General features: G+C 39.4%; 20 protein-coding genes and 2 riboswitches. Of the genes, 13 read left to right on the top strand and 7 right to left on the bottom strand.

Annotation, left to right across the window (positions count from 1 at the left end; translation table 11 throughout):
* Positions 1-284 precede the first annotated feature (284 nt).
* Positions 285-686 carry a YugN-like family protein gene (locus ACI6MV_RS19150; RefSeq protein ID WP_407271923.1) on the top strand — a complete coding sequence of 134 codons (402 nt, stop codon included), beginning with the start codon at positions 285-287 and terminating at the stop codon, positions 684-686.
* Here ACI6MV_RS19150 and ACI6MV_RS19155 read toward each other — a convergent pair.
* Entirely contained in the window at positions 678-1,679 is a 1,002-nt protein-coding gene (locus ACI6MV_RS19155) for a potassium channel family protein (RefSeq protein ID WP_407271924.1), read from the bottom strand. The genes ACI6MV_RS19150 and ACI6MV_RS19155 overlap by 9 nt on opposite strands.
* Before the next feature lie 253 nt (positions 1,680-1,932).
* On the opposite strand from ACI6MV_RS19155, the gene ACI6MV_RS19160 reads away from it, so the two are divergent.
* Both ACI6MV_RS19160 and ACI6MV_RS19165 read left to right on the top strand, forming a co-directional pair.
* Positions 1,933-2,991, top strand: a complete 1,059-nt coding sequence (locus ACI6MV_RS19160) for a M20/M25/M40 family metallo-hydrolase (RefSeq protein ID WP_407271925.1) — start codon at positions 1,933-1,935, stop codon at positions 2,989-2,991.
* 81 nt (positions 2,992-3,072) lie between these two features.
* Positions 3,073-3,213: riboswitch (FMN riboswitch) on the top strand.
* A gap of 148 nt (positions 3,214-3,361) precedes the next feature.
* Positions 3,362-3,943: an ECF transporter S component gene (locus tag ACI6MV_RS19165; protein ID WP_407271926.1), complete on the top strand. Its 582-nt coding sequence runs from the start codon at positions 3,362-3,364 to the stop codon at positions 3,941-3,943.
* Between the two features lie 394 nt (positions 3,944-4,337).
* Here the strand turns inward: ACI6MV_RS19165 and ACI6MV_RS19170 are convergent, their stop codons facing one another.
* Both ACI6MV_RS19170 and ACI6MV_RS19175 read right to left on the bottom strand, forming a co-directional pair.
* Positions 4,338-4,721, bottom strand: a complete 384-nt coding sequence (locus tag ACI6MV_RS19170; RefSeq protein ID WP_407271927.1) for a hotdog fold thioesterase — start codon at positions 4,719-4,721, stop codon at positions 4,338-4,340.
* Positions 4,722-4,841: 120 nt separating this feature from the next.
* Entirely contained in the window at positions 4,842-5,789 is a 948-nt protein-coding gene (locus ACI6MV_RS19175) for a 1,4-dihydroxy-2-naphthoate polyprenyltransferase (protein ID WP_407271928.1), read from the bottom strand.
* A 301-nt stretch (positions 5,790-6,090) separates the two neighbouring features.
* On the opposite strand from ACI6MV_RS19175, the gene ACI6MV_RS19180 reads away from it, so the two are divergent.
* The 4 genes from ACI6MV_RS19180 to menB are packed head-to-tail and all read left to right on the top strand — an operon-like array spanning position 6,091 to position 10,875.
* Positions 6,091-7,485 carry an isochorismate synthase gene (locus tag ACI6MV_RS19180; RefSeq protein WP_407271929.1) on the top strand — a complete coding sequence of 465 codons (1,395 nt, stop codon included), beginning with the start codon at positions 6,091-6,093 and terminating at the stop codon, positions 7,483-7,485.
* Positions 7,486-7,487: 2 nt separating this feature from the next.
* Positions 7,488-9,233 carry a 2-succinyl-5-enolpyruvyl-6-hydroxy-3-cyclohexene-1-carboxylic-acid synthase gene (menD, locus tag ACI6MV_RS19185; protein WP_407271930.1) on the top strand — a complete coding sequence of 582 codons (1,746 nt, stop codon included), beginning with the start codon at positions 7,488-7,490 and terminating at the stop codon, positions 9,231-9,233.
* A gap of 6 nt (positions 9,234-9,239) precedes the next feature.
* Positions 9,240-10,067, top strand: a complete 828-nt coding sequence (menH, locus tag ACI6MV_RS19190; RefSeq protein ID WP_407271931.1) for a 2-succinyl-6-hydroxy-2,4-cyclohexadiene-1-carboxylate synthase — start codon at positions 9,240-9,242, stop codon at positions 10,065-10,067.
* On the top strand, positions 10,057-10,875 hold the full coding sequence (menB, locus tag ACI6MV_RS19195; protein WP_407271932.1) for a 1,4-dihydroxy-2-naphthoyl-CoA synthase: 819 nt from the start codon (positions 10,057-10,059) through the stop codon (positions 10,873-10,875). The genes menH and menB overlap by 11 nt, the downstream gene beginning before the upstream one ends.
* 86 nt (positions 10,876-10,961) lie before the next feature.
* Here the strand turns inward: menB and ACI6MV_RS19200 are convergent, their stop codons facing one another.
* Complete coding sequence (locus tag ACI6MV_RS19200; RefSeq protein ID WP_407271933.1) at positions 10,962-11,198, bottom strand: hypothetical protein; 237 nt, start codon at positions 11,196-11,198, stop codon at positions 10,962-10,964.
* A 173-nt stretch (positions 11,199-11,371) separates the two neighbouring features.
* Between ACI6MV_RS19200 and ACI6MV_RS19205 the strand changes: the two genes are divergently transcribed.
* Complete coding sequence (locus tag ACI6MV_RS19205) at positions 11,372-12,868, top strand: o-succinylbenzoate--CoA ligase (RefSeq protein WP_407271948.1); 1,497 nt, start codon at positions 11,372-11,374, stop codon at positions 12,866-12,868.
* Positions 12,869-12,885: 17 nt separating this feature from the next.
* Here the strand turns inward: ACI6MV_RS19205 and ACI6MV_RS19210 are convergent, their stop codons facing one another.
* The gene (locus ACI6MV_RS19210) at positions 12,886-14,145 is read right to left on the bottom strand and encodes a Y-family DNA polymerase (protein WP_407271934.1); all 1,260 of its coding nucleotides are present in this window, start codon (positions 14,143-14,145) and stop codon (positions 12,886-12,888) included.
* A 242-nt stretch (positions 14,146-14,387) separates the two neighbouring features.
* Between ACI6MV_RS19210 and ACI6MV_RS19215 the strand changes: the two genes are divergently transcribed.
* Positions 14,388-15,230: an ABC transporter ATP-binding protein gene (locus ACI6MV_RS19215; RefSeq protein ID WP_407271935.1), complete on the top strand. Its 843-nt coding sequence runs from the start codon at positions 14,388-14,390 to the stop codon at positions 15,228-15,230.
* 53 nt (positions 15,231-15,283) lie between these two features.
* Here ACI6MV_RS19215 and ACI6MV_RS19220 read toward each other — a convergent pair whose 3' ends face one another.
* Positions 15,284-15,532, bottom strand: a complete 249-nt coding sequence (locus ACI6MV_RS19220) for a hypothetical protein (protein ID WP_407271936.1) — start codon at positions 15,530-15,532, stop codon at positions 15,284-15,286.
* A 240-nt stretch (positions 15,533-15,772) separates the two neighbouring features.
* Between ACI6MV_RS19220 and ACI6MV_RS19225 the strand changes: the two genes are divergently transcribed.
* From ACI6MV_RS19225 to metK, 3 genes are all read left to right on the top strand, one after another.
* The gene (locus tag ACI6MV_RS19225) at positions 15,773-16,087 is read left to right on the top strand and encodes a hydrolase (RefSeq protein ID WP_407271937.1); all 315 of its coding nucleotides are present in this window, start codon (positions 15,773-15,775) and stop codon (positions 16,085-16,087) included.
* A gap of 195 nt (positions 16,088-16,282) precedes the next feature.
* Positions 16,283-16,780: an RNA deprotection pyrophosphohydrolase gene (gene ytkD / locus ACI6MV_RS19230; RefSeq protein WP_407271938.1), complete on the top strand. Its 498-nt coding sequence runs from the start codon at positions 16,283-16,285 to the stop codon at positions 16,778-16,780.
* Between the two features lie 101 nt (positions 16,781-16,881).
* Positions 16,882-16,991: riboswitch (SAM riboswitch) on the top strand.
* Positions 16,992-17,195: 204 nt separating this feature from the next.
* Complete coding sequence (gene metK / locus ACI6MV_RS19235; RefSeq protein WP_407271939.1) at positions 17,196-18,398, top strand: methionine adenosyltransferase; 1,203 nt, start codon at positions 17,196-17,198, stop codon at positions 18,396-18,398.
* 618 nt (positions 18,399-19,016) lie between these two features.
* Here the strand turns inward: metK and ACI6MV_RS19240 are convergent.
* Positions 19,017-19,538, bottom strand: coding sequence for a gamma carbonic anhydrase (locus tag ACI6MV_RS19240; RefSeq protein ID WP_407271940.1), 522 nt, complete (start codon positions 19,536-19,538; stop codon positions 19,017-19,019).
* 82 nt (positions 19,539-19,620) lie between these two features.
* Here ACI6MV_RS19240 and ACI6MV_RS19245 point away from each other — a divergent pair, with 82 nt between their 5' ends.
* Positions 19,621-20,706: a tetraprenyl-beta-curcumene synthase family protein gene (locus ACI6MV_RS19245; RefSeq protein ID WP_407271941.1), complete on the top strand. Its 1,086-nt coding sequence runs from the start codon at positions 19,621-19,623 to the stop codon at positions 20,704-20,706.
* Positions 20,707-20,735: the final 29 nt, after the last annotated feature.

The following is a 20,735-nucleotide window of genomic DNA, read 5'->3' on the forward strand; positions in this document are numbered from 1 at the left end:
TCTTCCCCGAATTACACCGCACGAAGAAAATGCGGTTTTCATTTTTGAGGATCGACTGCCTGGAGCTCCAATCACCTCGCAGGAGCGAAGCGACGAGGAGGCTCACTAGCCCCCCGCGGAAAGCAAAGTGTATTTCCGGAGCGGTGCAAGTACTCTCTCTCGATTATGCCGCATATTAGCTATTTTACGTAATAACGACAAACGTTTAGAAAACAGTCATCAAGAGATTCGATAGGATAAAAAAATACTCCTAGGGAAACGTAACTAAAAAGGAGTTTTACAGCATGATTCCTGTATCGTCACGACTAGAAAATAAAATATTTCCATTGCACGAGTTAGAAAAACAACTTAAACCACTAGGTTATGATATTGGTGGAAACTGGGATTATAATGAAGGTTCACTTGACTATAAAATGGCTGACGATGATGGGTATCAGTTTATTAGAATTCCTTTCATTGCCCAAGATGGTCAATTAGACTCGCCTGGTGCTACTGTAAAACTTGGTACACCATTTATCCTGACACATAAATATCAAGCAGGTGTAGAAGACCATGCCGATAACGGTGTTATCCAAGGTTCAATCAACCAATTTCAAGCCCCAGAAGACCCAGACGCAGAAGTACCTGATAAGTATGTGGAAAAAGGGCAACGTCTCATTGAACAGGTAGAAAATATCTTATTGTAGAGATGTAAGCACGACTAAAATATCATGATCATGGAGATCCAAATTAAACGGAGGGTTGAGCTTAAGCTGACCCTCTCTTATAATCCCGATAAGCAGTTGTTCAGATGCAACATAGAAATCTGAGCATTCTAGAAAAGTTTTTCCATCCATTTCTGCTGGTAATGGAAATTGTTTAAACTGTTGACTCGATAACACCTCCAATAATAATTCGAATGGTCTAACAGGCTCTGTGCGAAAAATTTCATGATAAAATAACGTACTCATAAAATCATTGGAGCGGATTACTGTATCTGCACCTGCACGAGTTGCATTGGTAATCTGTTCGGTAATTAGAATTTCGGTAACGATCTTAATATCTGGATTGTTTCCTCTTATTGCCACTGTTGTTAAAATACTAGATTGATCGGCTTGTAATTCCTCTTTTGATGGGTCAGCCGTGATAATTGCATATTTTGCTTTACCGACATTTGCTTTTTTTAAAATTTGATCATCAGCTGCACTTCCTCGGACAAAATGGATGTTGTGCTTACGATACGGCAGATTGGTTAATGTATGATCGATTAGTACAAATTGTTGCTTTACATTGTGATCTTCAACCATATGCAGCAATTGTTTTGTCCGTTCATTCCAGCCGATTAACATGATGTGGTTTTCCCCTTTGTAAGTGACTGCACCTTCGGACAGGTCATGCTCGTGTTTGATTGTACTTGCTGATACGGTAGCCATATAAAAGGTAACTAAACCTCCTCCGGTTAAGATTAGTAAAATCGCTATAATTTTTCCCAAAACACTTAATGGTACATAATCACCATATCCAACAGTGGAACCTGTCACAAAAGCCCACCAAATCCCATCAAAAATACTTGGGAAATGTGCAGGTTCAAATAGATGAATTAACACACCGAATAAGAACATGAATACACAAACAGTGATCAGTAGCCTTACGAAAAGGGGGGTTCTAAAATATATTTGTTGTAGCATATGTAGTTTCATCGTGTCACCCAGTTAACTTTTTCTTATCAGTATCGTCAAGTGAAATAGAATTTATAATGGCAGATGTAAATCTTTATTTGTATTTGTTCCAACTCGAGTCAAGTTCAAACTTATTCTAACTAAGTTATTTTCCTCGTAGGGGATGTGAATAGCTAAAATTCAGTGTGATGAAAATTGACTAACTTGAGTGGTCAAAATACAAGATTATTTATGTTTTTGATAAAATAAATAGGATACAGAAGGAGGAGTTTGAATGGAACAAACTAGTCAAGTATTTTTAATGGAATTATTACATACCCCATCACCATCAAGTATGGAAATGGAGATTCAAAAAAAGTGGATCAATTATGTGAAGCCTTTTGCCGAAGAAATCATTACCGACCATGCGGGAAACGCGATCGGTGTTATTAACAAGCATGCGGATTTTAAAGTATTGCTTGCGGGGCATTGTGATGAAATTGGGTTAGTAATTAACCGAATTGATGAACAAGGTTATTTGTACTTTGATAAAATGGGTGGCATTAACCCAAAAGCAGCGATAGGAATGAAGGTTGAAATTTTAGGATTTGCTAAAACAATTACAGGTGTTATTGGCGTTAATGCGCAGCATCATGGAGGAATTAAAGGGGATTTTGAACTAGAAGACTTATTTATTGATTGTGGCGCAACATCAAAAGAAGAGATGGAAAAAATCGTGCAAATTGGAGATTTAGCTGTCTATAAACGTGAATCAGAAATACTAATGAATCGCTTTATAACTGGACGTGGATTAGATAACCGCACAGGAGCTTTCATAGTTGCTGAAGTGCTACGTCGTCTGTCAGAGAAGAACATCAATGTCGGGGTCTACGCTGCTAGCACGGTAAATGAAGAAACGAATATGGGTGGTGCCTATTTTGCTGCAGCAGGTATTGAACCAACGATGGCACTCGCTTGTGATGTAACATTTGCTACCGATTATCCAGGTGTTAACAAAAATAAATATGGAGATGTTCGACTAGAGAAGGGTCCTGTTTTAGCGAAAGGTGCACCAATAAATCGAAATATGAATAAATTGCTTGAACAAGCAGCTCGGTCTTTAAATATGAATGTGCAGTATGAGTTAACATCAAGAAGCACGGGTACAGATGCCGATCAAATGCGTCTAACTGGTAAAGGTGTTCCTGTAAGTTTAGTATCGTTACCACTTCGCTACATGCATTCACCTGTGGAAACAGTAAGTATTAAAGATATCGAGGATGAAATCGAGTTACTTGTAAAGATGATCGCTGATTTATCAGGAAAAGAAAGCTTAAACCCACTAGATTGTTAAAAAAATCACAAATTTGTAAAAGCAAACTGGTTCACAAAATTCTAAATCCGTTGTATACTAAGTATGTAATTTAAATATCGATTCTATCTTCGGGGCAGGGTGAAATTCCCGACCGACGGTGAGGAGTGGTTACCACTCTAAGTCCGTGACCCGCTAATTTTAGCGGTGGACCTGGTGCAAATCCGGGACCGACAGTTACAGTCTGGATGGGAGAAGATAAGGAGCAGCATGGTATTGTTTATTTGAATACCTCTATTTCCTGATACATACAACCCTAAGCCCCCATAGGTCTTAGGGTTTTTTTGTGTGCAGGGCGCTCTTTCCTTCATCAGAAAGATTAGAATCGATATAAGATGGAGGAGGAATGATGATGCAATCATCAAAATTATTAAAACTTATTATTCTAGCTTTAATGGGGACGATTTCAACGGTGCTAATGCTTTTGGATTTCCCACTACCACTTTTACCTGCGTTTTTAAAAGTGGATTTTAGTGACATACCAGCGCTCATTGCTGCACTGTTATTTACACCTGTAGCAGGCATTGCTGTCGAAGGTATTAAAAATTTACTACACCTTATTTTTACAGGGTTTGTAGATCCGGTTGGCGCTTTTGCTAACTTTTTCGCAGGAATGCTATTTGTTGTACCGGTTGCTCTTTTTTATCACCGCATGAAAGGTGTAAAAAGTCTTGTGTCAGGTTTGATTACAGGAACGATCGCACTAACATTGGGAATGGGTGTTTTTAATTACTTTATTTTGCTACCAATTTACAGTGCTTATGCAGGCTTCGAACAATTAGCGCTTCCGGCTGCTAGATGGTCAATGATTTTAATTGGTATTACACCATTTAATATTTTAAAAGGGATTATCGTAAGTATGTTATTTATCCCATTATTTGTGAAGTTAAGACCATGGCTAGAAAAGAAACGAATGTCTTTATCTAAAGCATAAATAAAAGGATGATCCAATCTGCCGCTGACTATTGCGGTAGAAGGGTCATCCTTTTTTTGATTATTTCGGCAGGCTGTGGACTACGTTTGGAAAGGTATGAAGAAGCAATAAAGTCCACCAGTTTTGAGGCTGAGGATAATCCGAGAATGATTATTTCGCGGCCACCACCGCTCTTATCTGTGACAACTGGGAGAAAAATTGAATTGGACGGCCACTATTGCACTTATTCGAATGAAATTGTTGTGCTTTTTTCCTAATTCGCGCAAATAAGTGCTCTCCTGTCCGCTTAATCAGTAAAAACTGGATTTTAAGGTGAAATAAGTGCTTCTGTGGCCGACTAGCTTCTGGCTGTTGCTCGACATTTCAGTAGGTCTTTTATTCACACTTCGCTTGCCTATTTCCGTGCCACGACTCCAAGTGTACACCTTGATATGCAAATAAGTGCGTCGTTCTCATCAACAATCCGTACTTCCCAAACCATTGTTGTTTTGCCTTTATGAATGGGAGTTGCTTTGCCGATCACCCAGCCGTCTTTTTTACTTTTAATATGATTAGCGTTAATTTCTATACCGAAAATATTATAGCGTTCTAAATCAACATTTAGTGCTGCTCCAATACTGGCAGCGGACTCTGCCAAGGCTACACTTGCTCCTCCGTGCAGGAAGCCAAAAGGCTGGTGCGTGTTTTGGTTAACTGGCATTTTTATCGCAACGATATCCTTCTCCATCTGCACGGTTTCCATCCCTAACGATTCCATTAACGTATTTGAAAAATCCATCTTATCCATCCTTCCTAAATTAGCCAATCCACATATCGTTTAATTAACCTGTTTCCAATCTGTGTAAGTGATTACGAAATTGAATCATGTAAAAAAGACAAGCTGATATAAGCTTGTCTTTTATAATGATACATCGATCAAGACTTGTAACAATAACGATAATCCTAATAATAACCCGTAGAACGTATTGGTTTGTGCTGCTGCGATCATCGCTGGCACCATCTCAATACTTTTAGATTTCCCTTTGAACCCTTGATAGGCGGTATGCGCTTTTTTAACTGCTAATAAAGTTATTAACGACCATACTGGGAGCATTCCCAGTAGGATATAAAGAAACGTAATCGCGAAACTAATAATAAAACAGCTCCACAGTAGGGTTACTGCGCGGTCATGACCGACCAATATTGCAATCGTTTTTCTGCCGTTTTGTTTATCTCCCTGCAGGTCGCGAATATTATTAGCAAGCATAATCATGCCAATAAAAATGCCGACTGGGATGGAAACTAATACTGTCTGAGTTGTGATTGCTCCTGTTTGAATAAAATAACTAATAAGAATAATGACTGGACCCATAAAAAATCCTGAAACTAATTCACCAAGAGGCGTATAGGCAATCGGATACGGTCCTCCAGTATAAAAATATCCGCATAACATACAAAACGACCCAATTAATGCAATCCACCAATTTGATTGTATACAAATGTATACACCAAGTAATATGCTCGTACCAAAAAAGCTTAATGCTAAACGTAATACCGTCTTAGGTGCTACACCATCACGTACAATTGTTCCACCTATTCCAACCGAGTTTTCATTATCTAATCCACGCTTGAAATCATAATATTCGTTAAACATATTTGTTGCTGATTGAATTAGCATAGAAGCAAGCAGCATAGCTAAAAATAAAAGCAGGTGAAAGGATTGATCAAGTACTGCTAGCATTGTTCCAATAAAAACAGGAACAAAAGAAGCAGTTAATGTATGTGGTCTTAATAATCGACACCAGATATGAAATCCGGGTTTTTCATTTAAGGCGCTCTTCAGCGTGTTTTTTTCCAGCGTTTGCATGACGTTCTCTCCTTGTGTGTTGACGCCTAGTATCATTATAAGTTTAGGGAATCCTTTAACTACTGTCAATTGGATGATAATAGATTTTTACAGGAAATCATGACAAATGTTGAGAATCCTCTTAAAAGAGAATAAAATAATAAGATAGACCGTGTAAAGCACTTTTTCTTTTCATCTTTTTAAGAGTCTTCATTTAAATAATTGGTCATTTTATACTATAATGAATTAGGCTTTTTTTATTGGGTTACCAATAGCTTTTTGTTTTTTAATCGTTTCTCCCAATTATATTGGAGGTTTTTTTATGATTCAAACTGAAGTCATGCCGCTGAATCGAGCATTACATGATTCGATTATAATTGCTGATCAGAGGCAGACACCACAATTACTTAGTATAACAGAAATTATTGATACTATAGATCCATTTGTGTTTTTTGAACAGGCAAAGTTAATGGAAGGAAATCGCTTTTTTTGGACAAGTTCATCTGACGATTTTTATTTAGTTGGTGCTGGTGATGCCAAACAAATGACTGTTGAGAAATCAAATCGATTTTCGCTAATCGAACAGCAGTGGCAAGAAATTATTGCTGATACGATTATATATAATCCATTTGAAGTGCCTGGTACTGGACCAATTGCTTTTGGGGGATTCTCATTTGATCCTTCCAAACAACAGACGCATCTTTGGAGTAAATTTAAAGCAAGTCAATTTCGCGTACCAAGCTATTTATTAACGATTCACGAGGGGCAATGTTATCTTACCGTTAATGTGATTGTTCGAGCCGAAGACCATCCGAAGCAACTGCAATATGAAATAGAAAAAGATAAGCAGTTATTATTATGCAAGGATACCACGGTAAAAATGCCCGATAGTCCCAGTGTTAGTTCGAAAAAGGAAATTGCTCCACTGCAATGGAAAGAGTTAGTAAAAGAAGCAACTAAATTTATTCATGAAGGTAATGCAGATAAGATTGTGCTTGCACGTGAAATGCAAGTCACGTTTGCGGATGCTGCCAACCTAACACCGATATTGTATCAATTAACACGCTTGCAATCGAACAGTTTTATTTTTGCGTATGAAAATGGGACGGATTGTTTTTTGGGGGCATCTCCAGAGAGGTTAGTGCGAGTGCAAGATAAGCAACTCTTATCCACGTGCTTAGCAGGGACAGCCCCAAGAGGTGAAACACAAAACGAGGACCACTTAATCGGTCTTGATTTATTAAATGATGAAAAAAATCGCGCGGAGCACCAGTTTGTTGTAGAAATGATACAGAAGGCAGTGGAAGAGTGCTGTGTCGATGTTGATGTTCCTGAAAAACCGGTATTATATCCTTTGAAAAACTTACAGCACTTATACACGCCGGTAAAAGGACATATAAAAGCAAACTATTCGATCATTGACGTTGTGTCAAGGCTCCATCCAACACCTGCATTAGGTGGGCTTCCCAGAGATAAATCATTAGCGTTTATTCGGGAGAAGGAGCTAATGGATCGTGGTTGGTACGGGGCGCCTATTGGCTGGATGGGTACACAACAAAATGGTGAATTTGCTGTGGCGATACGTTCTGCTTTAATAAAAGGAAAACAGGCTTCTTTATTTTCAGGATGTGGTGTAGTGAAAGATTCTGATCCAGAGGCTGAATATCAAGAGACGAATATCAAATTTGCACCAATGCTGTCAGTTTTGGGGGACTAAGTATGGAACATACAGAAATACTAACCAGATATATCGGCAATTTTGTTGATGAACTAAATAAAAGTGGATTAACGGATGTAGTCATTTCTCCTGGGTCACGTTCAACCCCAATAGCAATGATGTTTGCCGAGCATCCTGAGATTAATCATTGGGTTAACATGGATGAACGGTCTGCCGCTTTTTTTGCATTAGGAATTGCGAAACAGCAAAATAAAGCTGTTGCTCTTGTTTGTACGTCAGGAACAGCTGCCGCTAATTATTATCCGGCGATCGTCGAAGCATACTATAGTCGTGTACCATTACTTATCTTAACGGCCGATCGACCACATGAGCTTCGTGATGTTGGTGCTCCGCAAGCAATTGAACAAATCGAGATGTATGGTAAATACGTTAAATGGTTTCATGAAATGGCATTACCTGAAGCAAGTCCTAACATGTTAAGTTATGTGAGAGCGAGAGCATCTCGTGCTGTTTATACAGCAAACCAAGGGAATGCAGGATCTGTCCACCTTAACTTTCCGTTTCGTGAACCGTTACTGCCAGATTTCTCTATTCGTGATCTTTGGGGAGAAACTACGGCTAGCTCCTATCTTGGCTATGTGGAAGGACAACGACAAGTAACACCTCATCAACTAGATGATATGATTAGTGAATTGGCCACCTATCAGAGAGGCTTAATCGTTTGTGGGCCACAATTTGACGAAGCATTAGCTGAAGTAGTAGTGAGGCTAGCGAATCAGTGGCAAATACCGATTTTAGCTGATCCATTATCACAACTACGAACAGGCGGGCATGAGAAGGCGCAGATTATTGAAAGTTATGATACGATTTTAAAAAATAACAAAATTAGAGATCAAATAGAGCCAGAATTTATTATCCGATTTGGTGCGATGCCAATCTCTAAATCTTATTTGATGTATGTTAAACAGTATCCAAATATGAACCATATCGTTGTTGAATCCCATGAAGGACACCGGGAACCAACTGGGACTAAGACAAGTTATATCTATGCTGACCCAGCTGGATTTTGCATGGATTTAGCCGATCAAGGAGCATCTTTATCCTTTGATCAGCAGTGGCTCCAAACGTGGCAGCAAATGAATCAGACAACCAAACAAATTTTGCAACGAGATCATATGATCGATAAAATCACAGAAGGGCATGCCGTAACATACCTGACGGAGGAAGTACCAGATGGTAGTACGCTCTACATAGGTAACAGCATGCCGATTAGGGATATCGATACGTTTCTTCTTGCGGATGAAAAGCCGCTCAAGCTACTTGGTAATCGTGGAGCAAATGGGATTGATGGTTTAACTTCTAGTGCTTTAGGGGCGGCCGTACATGGAAATAATGTTACATTATTAATTGGAGACTTGTCTTTCTTTCATGATTTTAACGGGATGCTGGTTGCTAAACAATACAATATTTCGTTGACAATCGTGCTGATTAATAATAATGGTGGAGGAATTTTTTCCTTCTTACCACAAGCACAGCATCCGAAACATTTTGAAGTTTTATTTGGAACACCGATGAACATCGATATAGAAAATGTGGTATCGATGTATGGTGGTACATATGAACAACCAACCAATAAGCAAGAGTTTCAACAGGCACTGCGTCAGAGCTATCAGCAAACTGGATTGTCAGTTATTGAGGTGAAAACCGATCGTGCTGAGAACGTCGAGTGGCATAAACAAAAGTGGCAGGAAGCGGAGACGGCTCTTATGGAGCTGTTAAAAGGGTGAGCGGCCGTGTACTATCAATTGAACAATAATCGATATTGGGTCGAGCAATATGGCACTGGTATGCCTGTATTGTTGTTTCATGGCTTTACCGGAAGTACGGAAACATGGCAGTCTTATGTAAAGCGTTGGAAGCATTACCGGTTAATTGTGATCGATTTACCTGGTCACGGTCAAACACATACAGAAGTGCCTGTTTCGACCGAATCTTTTTGTGAAGATGTATCCGAGCTTTTAACACAGCTCGAAATCAAGCGGTGTCATATTGTTGGTTACTCGATGGGCGGTCGCATGGCCTTGTCGTTTGCGATGCTTTATCCAAGACAGGTTGTTTTACTTGTGTTGGAAAGTGCGTCACCGGGATTAGCAAATGTAGATGAACAAATTGCTAGGCAAGCTAAAGATGAAACACTTGCTACGATGTTAGAAGAACAAGGAATTACCACATTTGTTGATAAGTGGGAGAATATTCCTTTGTTTGACAGCCAAAAACAATTGCCGGAAACTATTAAACAGCGAATAAGAGAAGAACGCTTACAGCAAAGTCCAAGTGGGCTTGCCGCCTCGTTGAGAGGAATGGGAACAGGAAGTCAGCCTGCGTGGTGGAATAAGCTTTCCGAATGTTCTGTTCCAGTGCTCTTAGTTGTAGGTGCGTATGATCACAAATTTGTCGCAATTGCTAACAAGATGAAAAAACAACTACCCTTTGCAGCATTACATGTGATCTCAAAAGCGGGTCATGCAATTCATGTGGAACAAATGGAATTATTTGATACAATAGTAACAGAATTTCTAAATAGATTTGCAAAAGATGGAGGATTTTATTATGACAATTGAATGGGTTTCAGAACGTAAGTACGAAGATGTTTTATACGAGACATACCAAGGTATTGCTAAAATTACTATTAATCGACCAGAAGTACGAAATGCTTTTCGTCCAAAAACAGTTAACGAATTAATAGATACTTTTGCTTATGCAAGAGATGATGCAAATGTTGGCGTGATTGTACTTGCTGGTGCAGGAGATCAAGCATTTTGTTCTGGTGGTGACCAAAAGGTACGCGGTCACGGTGGATATGTAGGGGATGACCAAATCCCGCGCTTAAACGTATTAGATTTGCAAAGACTAATTCGTGTGATTCCAAAGCCTGTCGTTGCGATGGTATCTGGTTACGCTATTGGCGGTGGTCATGTGTTACATGTGGTATGTGATTTAACGATTGCAGCTGATAATGCTATTTTTGGACAAACAGGGCCAAAAGTGGGAAGCTTTGACGCTGGCTATGGTGCTGGATACTTAGCTCGAATCGTTGGACATAAAAAGGCGAAAGAAATTTGGTTCTTATGCCGTCAATATAATGCGCAAGAAGCGTTGGACATGGGACTCGTTAATACGGTTGTTCCACTAGATCAATTAGAAGCAGAAACGGTACAATGGTGCTTAGAAATGTTAGACAAATCACCTACTGCCCTTCGTTTCCTAAAAGCATCCTTTAATGCTGATACGGATGGCTTAGCTGGTTTGCAACAATTAGCAGGAGATGCGACACTGCTGTATTACACAACGGATGAAGCGAAAGAAGGTCGTGATGCGTTTAAAGAGAAGCGTGATCCGGACTTCAAACAGTTTCCTCGTTTCCCTTAAAAGAGGTTGCTTAAAAAGTAAAGTAATTAAAAAAATAATGCGAAACAAGCTAGCTTCATACTTGTTTCGCATTTTCATTATTGTAGTTATTCGTCTTCTACCATATCAAATTCTGTTCTGCTTCCAGTCGATTCGCTCGTATCGACCGCTGCATTCGGATTTTCGGCTGTTGAACCGCTCTTATGCATTCTTATTTGTCTTAAGATTAGGGTTAACACAATGACTCCTAGTCCAACAAAAACGCCTAAATTATAATCAAAATAGAGGGAAGCAAGTAGCAGGACATATGCGGGTATAACAAGGATCCCTTGTGTTTGTTTCATTGCCAACTCTCCTTTATTGCCTTCGTAGACTTCCTGTTAGCACTCGTTTTCTAAACCTCGTCTTATGCATATGTGTTAAGGAAGCAATTAATGATTATTATCGATATTAGATTAGGCAAACAATGGCGCTTGTGTTTAAATAAAGCTAGATTAAGTTGAGAAAGGAAATACATATGTCTGAAGTTATTCCACATTGGTTAAATAAACAAGCCGAGCTTTCCCCAAATAAAATAGCGATCGAATTGCCTAATGGAACCACCTTGAATTTTCAACAATTAAAACAAGCGAGCCAGAGCTATGCTGGTAAATTAATTACCTATGGTGTGAAACGAGGAGATCATGTTGGAATCTATGCGCAAAATTCCCTTGCTATGGTAGTTGCTATCCATGCTTTATCGTATGTAGGTGCGGTTGTTGTATTACTGAATACAAGATTGAGCGCTGCTGAAATTGCGTATCAATTAAAGGATGCTAATGTGACAGTGGTGCTCACCCAGCCTAGTCTAATGAATGCAGCAGAGCAATCCGTTGCCATAACGACTCGTAACATTGTTGTATGCGACTTTGAAAAGATAGGTGCTTTATCCGAAACTAACGGGCGATTGCAGGACGAATTAGCGCTCGATGACCTATTTACTATTATTTATACGTCAGGGACGACAGGGGCTCCTAAGGGGGTTACACACACGTATGGAAACCACTTCTGGAGTGCTATTGCTTCGGCGCTAAATCTCGGTCTGAGTGATCGAGACAAATGGCTTTTAGTACTGCCGTTATTTCATGTGGGTGGTCTATCAATTGTAATGAAAAGTGTCGTTTACGGGATGACTGCTTATATCATGGGAAAATTTGATGAAAAGACGGTACATCACGCAATCATGAATCAAGGTGTTACGATGTTATCGGTCGTTTCTGTGATGTTAGTCGAGCTACTCGATGAATTAGGGGATGACAACTATCCAGAAAGCTTCCGGTGTATGCTACTTGGTGGTGGACCTGCTCCTAAACCGCTGTTAGAAACAGCTAAGGTCTCTCGTGTTCCTGTGTTTCAAACGTATGGAATGACAGAAACAAGCTCCCAAATTGTGACCCTTAGCCCGAGTTATGCACTGGACAAGCTTGGTTCAGCGGGAAAAGCGTTATTACCTGCTCAAATAAAAATCGTTGGTTCAGATAACAAGCCTGCTGCTGCCAATGAGGTTGGAGAAATAATAGTGAAAGGTCCGATGGTTACAAACGGCTATTATGAAAACGCGCAGGCAAACGAGCGAGCTTTGCATGAGGGATGGCTCTCTACTGGTGATTTAGGTTATGTGGATGAGGAAGGTTTTCTTTATATAATGGATCGCCGAAAGGACTTAATTATTTCTGGTGGCGAAAATATTTACCCGGCAGAAATAGAAAGTGTACTAGTCGGGTTGAAAGGAATTAAAGAAGCTGGTGTAGTCGGTAAAGTCGATAAGCGTTGGGGGCAAGTACCTGTTGCTTTTATCGTTAAAAAAGAGGGACATGTAGATCGAGAGTCAATTATTGATTATTGTGCGAATTATTTAGCAAAATATAAAGTGCCGAAGCAGATTTATTTTGTTGACGAATTGCCACGCAATGCAGCTAAAAAGTTGCAACGCTATCAATTGGTGGAATGGTTGAAAGACTCTGAACAAGATTAACTGATTGGCGATGGCGGTCACGCTTTGTGTCCGCCAATTTTTTTACTTCTTTCTAATGTTACTCCAGCATCGGTAAAGCTAGTTGCTCTTAATAGCGAGGCAGATCCATACTTATCTCTAATTTGATCCATCACATAACCAATGTCTTTTCTTTTGGCTTTATCTTCAAATAAATCAAGCTGTGTTGCTCCGTCGTCATATAAATGATCTAATGTTACAAACACACGACGAACCTTACTTTGCCCATCATAAAATTCGTGAAATAACTGATTACATACCCGGTAAATATCGAGGGTTACGTTTGTTGGGATACCAACCGATCGTGATCGACTAAAGCCACCACCCGTTTCTTGCGAGTAGCCAATTCCTAAATGGATCGTCCGTCCGGCTTTGCCTGCGGTACGAGCACGGCGGCAAACCTCTTCCGCAAGGTCCAAAATACAAGCAAAAACCTCTTCGCCGTTATAATCGCGTAGCAACGTAATTCCGTGTCCAAAGCCTTTTTGGTCTTGCTTTTGAAAATCACCAATTACTGGGCTAAGGTCAACGCCCCATGCATGCCAGTATAATTGTTCACCCATGACGCCAAATCGTTTTTTTAGCCGGTCCAAGGAGTAGTTAGCCAGTTGCCCTAATGTAACAATCCCAATCCGATTTAAATTGCGCATCATGCGTTTGCCGATGCCCCATATTTCTTCAATCGGAGTCGGCCACAATTTTGCTTCGACATCCTCGTATGTACACTCTGAGATCCCTTCTTGCTTTGCATATAAATCCATCACAACCTTAGCCAAAAACTTGTTGTCGCCAATCCCAATCGAACAAGTTAAGCCCATCGTTTCGTACAGCTCGTCTTTTATTAACTGAGCGACATTTCTTCTACTTCCATATCTTTTTTCCAATCCATTGACGGTGACCCACAGCTCATCGACGGAGTAGGGGTGAATCGCTTCTTTTGGCACATATTGGTTAATCAACCTGGTAATTTCAACCGATACCTTTAAATAATCGCCCATCTTCGCTTCTACAACGTGAATGTCGGGATCGTCTGGCAAATCAAAGAAGCGGCTAACATTTTTTACGCCATGCTTCTTCTTAAGTGTGGGTGAGGCGGCGAGAATAATACTGCCGGATCGATTTTTGTCCCCGACGACAGCGAGCAGGGTAGTCATAGGGTCTAATCCTCTTTTCACACATTCGACGCTAGCATAAAAGGAGCGCATATCAATACAAAGCACATCATTACGTGGATAAAGGTTATAGTTAACCAAAATCATCACCCTCACTTAGAACATATGTTCGTTACCGATAGTATAACCCGATTGGCTTAATAAAAAAAGTGTTAAATAGTGACAATTGATAAAATTAATGAGAAAGATTCTCATATATTCATTGACGAAATGGAACAAACCACATACACTATTAATAGCGTTAATTATGAAAAGTAATTATTAGAATGATTATAAATTAGAAAATAGATAGTTAAAAAGCAGGCTGCTCGTAAAGGGAGAGATTGCAAATGGATACATTAACAGCTAGAGAATTAACCCTCGGCTACGGTGAGGAAATTATCATAGATGAATTAGACATAACAATACCTAAGGGTGAAATAACGGTCCTAATCGGGGGAAATGGTTGTGGAAAATCAACATTACTTCGTTCAATGGCGCGCCTTTTAAAGCCTATGGATGGAGACATCATCCTGCATGGAGAAGAGATTGCCAAAATGCCGACGAAGGAAGTCGCGAGAAAACTAGCAATTCTTCCGCAAAGTCCAGTTAGTCCTGAGGGATTAACAGTTGCAGACCTTGTAAAGCAAGGCAGACATCCGTATAAACGTTTGTTCAAACAATGGTCGCAAGAAGATGAATTGGCGGTTAATGATGCGCTTCAAGCAACCAACATGCTTCAACTAAAGGATCGTGCGGTGGACTCTTTATCTGGCGGTCAACGCCAACGAGCATGGATTGCAATGACATTGGCACAAAAAACAGACACAATTCTCCTTGACGAGCCGACTACGTATTTAGATATGACACACCAGATAGAAATTCTGGATTTGTTATTTGAACTAAATGAACGAGATGGACGTACAATTGTGATGGTGCTGCATGATTTAAATTTGGCATGTAGATACGCCCATCATATTGTCGCTATTAAGGATAAAAAAGTATACGCTCAAGGTCGACCAGAAGAAATAATTAGCTGTAACATGGTTCATGATGTATTCCAAATGAAATGTGATGTTACTTATGATCCAATGTTTGGTACACCAATGTGTATCCCACATGGCAGAGGACGTTGTTTAATAAAACGTGCAGTTGCTGAATCACAAGCTCAAGCCCAAGCAAGTTTACAATAACATAGTCTATTAAAACCTCATCTTTTTATGAAGATGGGGTTTTTTCTAATGTATTAAATAGAAAGTTGGTCATTGTCATCAATATCATATTGTTCGAATTTAAGTTTGTTTTCTATGTTTACCTGCAAATGTTTACTTAATATACTGTGCAATTCCTCCTTTTTACACGTGTGAATTACTTCTAACAAATCTTTTTCATCCATTTGCTCTAATACAGACTGAATAAAGTGCTCTAACGATTCTTCGTCATTGTTATCAAAATGTCGCAAATATAATTGCAGTAGATCTTCTTCAAATCTCATCCTGTCATTCCCTTCGAAAAGTAATGTCTATGTTAGTCAATTTCATAATATTGATTTTTAGCTATCTTCACCCATGTATAGTCGGATTAAACCGTCTCTGAACTATATATGGATGAAGATAGCACTCACTATAAGGTAAATATGAAATTGACTCATGTAACATACCTTATGCAAAAATATTGAAAAATTGTTCATAAATATTATCTAGTTGAGGAAAATTAACGGGTAGGAGGGTGAATGATGGAAAAAAACACGTATTTTATTGATATTGGTTCCCAAGAAATTTCACAAGTTCAAGTAGGAGATAACAACGATTTCACGATAAATGCAACACATGAAGAAGTGCACCAGTTACGAGAGTTGTTTAAAAATATGTACAATGCGGATATACAATCGTTTTTCAGAGCGCACGTTCCAGCGATGCCATATCACAACGATAAATCGAATGATCGATATGACGAAGGAATAAAAAAGGCATTTGAAATGATACACAAGCTTGGTGATGAAAAAACAAGAGACCATATAGAAAGCATGGGAGTGTTGGGCGCAGAGTAATCTGCGTCCGATTCTTTTGTAACCATATGTTTACCTAAACAGTGAAAACAGGTATAGAACAGTATAAATATAATTGGACATTCATGAACGATATCGTTCAAATGAATTCCCAAAAAGGTAATGCTTATGAGATGATGTAATTAGAAGTTGATATTTAATCACCAAAGGAAATTATCGAATATAATACTATTATTAATGAAGAAGGTAGATGAAGTAATTATGGTAATATTTAAGGATTATTACAACAATGAAGTCGAATTGTCATTCGACGATCATCCTTTTTCATCAGGTCCAAAACATGTCTGGGTAATCTGCAGGTTCAACAATCAGTGGCTGTTAACGAAGCATAAAGATAGGGGCATAGAATTTCCTGGAGGAAAAGTAGAGGATGGGGAAACAGCGGAGGATGCTGCCATACGGGAAGTACACGAAGAGACGGGTGGATCAGTGGGAGAGTTAATTTATATTGGTCAATATTATGTGCGCGGAAAAAGTGATCATGTGATTAAGAATGTTTATTTTGCAACGATAGACATGGTAATTGAACAGGAAACTTACTATGAAACAGACGGACCGATATATTTAGCTGACCTTCCAGATCGAATTGCCTTGGATCCAGATTTCAGTTTTATGATGAAAGATGGTGTTCTGCCTAATAGTTTAGAACGGATCGATCAATTAAAAGTGTTTTAGAGACAACGTAAATAAAAGTTATTTTCAAATCATGTCAAAATCGCAGTTTGAATCATTGACAATATATACTAGTTTCGTTACGATAAAGTGCGAACGGACTCGATTTATCCTGAGCTGGTGAAGGGACAGGCCCAATGAAGCCCGGCAACCACCTAGAGATTAGGAAAAGGTGCTAACCTGTAGCAAGGACATGTTCCTTGAACGATAAGTAGAGTGGATAGGGGAAACCCTTTTATACCCGTGGCCAATACAAGCCAATTGTGGGTTACCCTCATATTTTAACATCATTAGTTAATACTTATATATAACTGCTTTTTCTGAACTTGAAAAGAGCTAATGTATATAATTCAAAGCAAATGACAGGGAAAAAGAGAAGTTCCGTATTACTTGTTTACATGAAGGAGGATTATGCAGAATGGCTGCAAATCGTCGATTATTTACCTCAGAGTCTGTCACAGAAGGACACCCGGATAAAATATGTGATCAAATCTCTGACAGCATTCTTGATGAAATTTTAAAAAGTGATCCAAATGCAAGGGTTGCATGTGAGACAACGGTAACAACTGGCTTGGTACTAGTTTCTGGAGAAATCACAACTAGTACATATGTTGATATCCCAAGTATCGTACGTAAGACAATAAAAGGGATTGGGTACACACGTGCAAAGTATGGTTTCGATGCGGAGACATGTGCTGTGCTAACTGCAATTGATGAGCAATCACCTGATATTGCAGGTGGGGTAAACCAGGCGTTAGAGGCGCGCGAAGGTACGATGACGGAAAGTGAGATTGAATCTATTGGTGCTGGTGACCAAGGTTTAATGTTTGGCTATGCCAATAAAGAGACACCAGAATTAATGCCGTTACCTATTTCATTAGCACATAAGCTTGCTAAGCGCTTATCTGATGTTCGTAAAGATGAAACACTAGATTACTTACGCCCGGACGGTAAAACACAAGTAACCGTTGAATATGATGAAAATGACAAGCCGATTCGTATTGATACGATTGTCATTTCCACACAGCACCACCCAGAAGTTGAATTAAGCCAAATTCAACAGGATATTAAAGAAGCGGTTATTAATCCAATCGTTCCTAAAGAATTGCTTGATGAGAAGACAAAATACTTCATCAACCCAACAGGAAGATTCGTAATTGGTGGACCTCAAGGGGATGCAGGATTAACAGGACGTAAAATTATTGTAGATACGTACGGTGGTTATGCGCGCCATGGTGGCGGTGCATTTAGTGGGAAAGACGCTACAAAAGTTGACCGCTCAGCTGCATATGCTGCGCGTTATGTAGCGAAAAACATCGTCGCAGCTGATTTAGCTGATTCTTGTGAAGTGCAATTAGCATACGCGATCGGTGTAGCCGAGCCGGTTTCCATTTCAATTAATACATTTGGAACAGGCAAAGCAAATGAAGAAAGCTTAGTTGCAGCAGTACGTGCCGTATTTGATTTACGACCAGCCGGCATTATTAAGATGCTTGATTTAAGAAAACCCGTATACAAAGATACAGCTGCATACGGACACTTTGGTCGTACAGATATCGAATTTACTTGGGAAAAAACAGATAAAATCGATAGCTTAAAGAAATTTGTCGTTGCTAATTAATTATATTTTATAGTGAAGGAGCCTGGCTGTGTGCCAGGCTCCTTTCGTTTGTGTGGGTGGTTGGTTAGTGGTGTTGGTGAGTTTTGCTTCGAATTAGCTTATGAACGAGGGTGTCTGTGCTTCGATCGAGTGAAAGATCACTGATCAGCAAGTGATCGAGTAAGTCTTGGCACAAAACACGCGAAAACGTACTAGTTCAGCTGATGATCGAGTAAGTCTAGGCACAAAATATGTGGAAACGTACTAGTTCAGCTGATGATCGAGTAAGTCTAGGCACAAAATATGTGGAAACGTACTAGTTCAGCTGATGATCGAGTAAGTCTAGGCACAAAACACGTGAAAACGTACTAGTTCAGCTGATGATCGAGTAAGTCTTAGCACAAAATATGTGGAAACGTACTAGTTCAGCAGCTGATCGAGTAAGTCTTAGCACAAGACACGCGAAAACATACTAGTTCAGCGAATGATCGAGTAAGTCTTAGCGCAAAACACGTGGAAACGTACTAGTTCAGCAAGTGATCGAGTAAGTCTTAGCACAAAACACGCGAAAACATCACAGTTCAATAAACATCCATGTGTGAGAAAGCACCAAAAGCACTGAACGAGTAAAGAAATATTTTACTCATTCTTCTGTTGCTGCTTTTTATAATATTGTCCCTTCTCAACGTAGGAATTTTTAATCCGTTCCATTTCCTTGAAATCTTCTTCAGTGAGTTCGCGAATCACCTTTGCTGGACGTCCGAATGCAAGTGTGCGTGGCGGTATTTTCTTTCCGGGTGGTACAAGACTTCCGGCACCAATGAAGGCTTGCTCTCCAATCTCAGCGCCATCCAAGATAATTGATCCCATTCCTACTAATGCTTTTGTTCGAACAATGGCAGAGTGTAGCGTTACTTGGTGCCCAATGGTGACTTGTTCTTCAATAACTAACGGCATATTTGGGCTTTGGTGGAGCATGCACAGGTCCTGCACGTTACTTTGTTTGCCGATATGCACAGGTGCTACGTCGCCGCGAATCACCGTTTTAAACCAAATGCTTGCTTCAGCATCGATAGTTACATCTCCTGTAATGACTGTGTCTTCTGCAATGTATGCTGTCTCATCTATTACCGGTTTTTTTCCATCATATTCATATATCATTTGAATTCTCCTTTAGAAATGGTGTTATAATAATGATAGCATATGTTCCTAATAGAGATAAATTTGACATCGATAAATTGAAATGGGGGAAACCGATTTGTACCGTTCTGCACCAAAAACCTCACCAGTATTATTACAATTCGTGTACAGAAAAGTATTTCCAGAAGTCAATAAAGTATTAGATTACTGGAAAAAACGAGCACAAGAAATTCCGAATCAAGAATTAAGAGAACAAGCTTTAGCAAGCATTTCCGATAAGAAGTTTCATTGTCAGGGTGGTGCGGTTTATAGTGTCTTAGCCAAACACAAATGGCAGGATGCAATTCAATTCATTATCGCTTACCAAACTATTAGTGATTATTTAGATAATTTATGTGACCGTAGTACGTCTTTAGACCCTACTGATTTCCGTCAGCTCCACCAAGCGATGGAAGATGCTTTAATGCCGAACAATGAAATAAAAAACTATTATATGTATCGTGAAGACCAAAATGATGGTGAATATTTAGCAGATCTAGTGCGCACGTGTCAAAACTATTTGCGGGCTATACCGAACTATGAAGAAATAAAGCCACATTTATTAAAATTGGAACAACTTTATAGTGACCTGCAAGTACATAAACATGTAAAAGAGGAAGAGCGAATTCCTCGATTAGAAAATTGGTACAATACGCATAAAAGCAATTGGCCATCACTCAGTTGGTATGAGTTCTCTGCATGCAGTGGATCTACGCTGGGGATATTTTGTCTTGTGTCTTATGCAATGGGACAAGCGTTATCAGAGCGGATGGCAACTGAAATTTTTAATAGCTACTTTCCTTATATGCAAGGATTACATATATTGTTGGATTATTATATTGATCAGCAAGAGGATAAAGTGGAAGGTGATTTGAACTTCTGCAATTATTATGAGACCCAAGAACATATGAAAGTGAGGTTGCTCCATTTTATCAAACAGACAAACAGCAATGTGCAACAGCTACCCGATCGACATTTTCATGAAATGGTTCACAATGGCTTAGTAGGGTTATATTTAGCTGACCCAAAGGTGAAACAGTTGGATAATGGAAAAGATGTAACAAAAACATTGTTGCAAGCGGGCGGATTTCGATCAACCTTTTTTCATTGGAATGTTCGAATGTATAACAAGTTAAGAAGAAAAGTGTGAATGCGACAACTGGTAAAAAGGTTCGCGCA

The organism is Radiobacillus sp. PE A8.2 (genome assembly GCF_045635475.1).
Taxonomy (GTDB): domain Bacteria; phylum Bacillota; class Bacilli; order Bacillales; family Amphibacillaceae; genus JBJGXI01.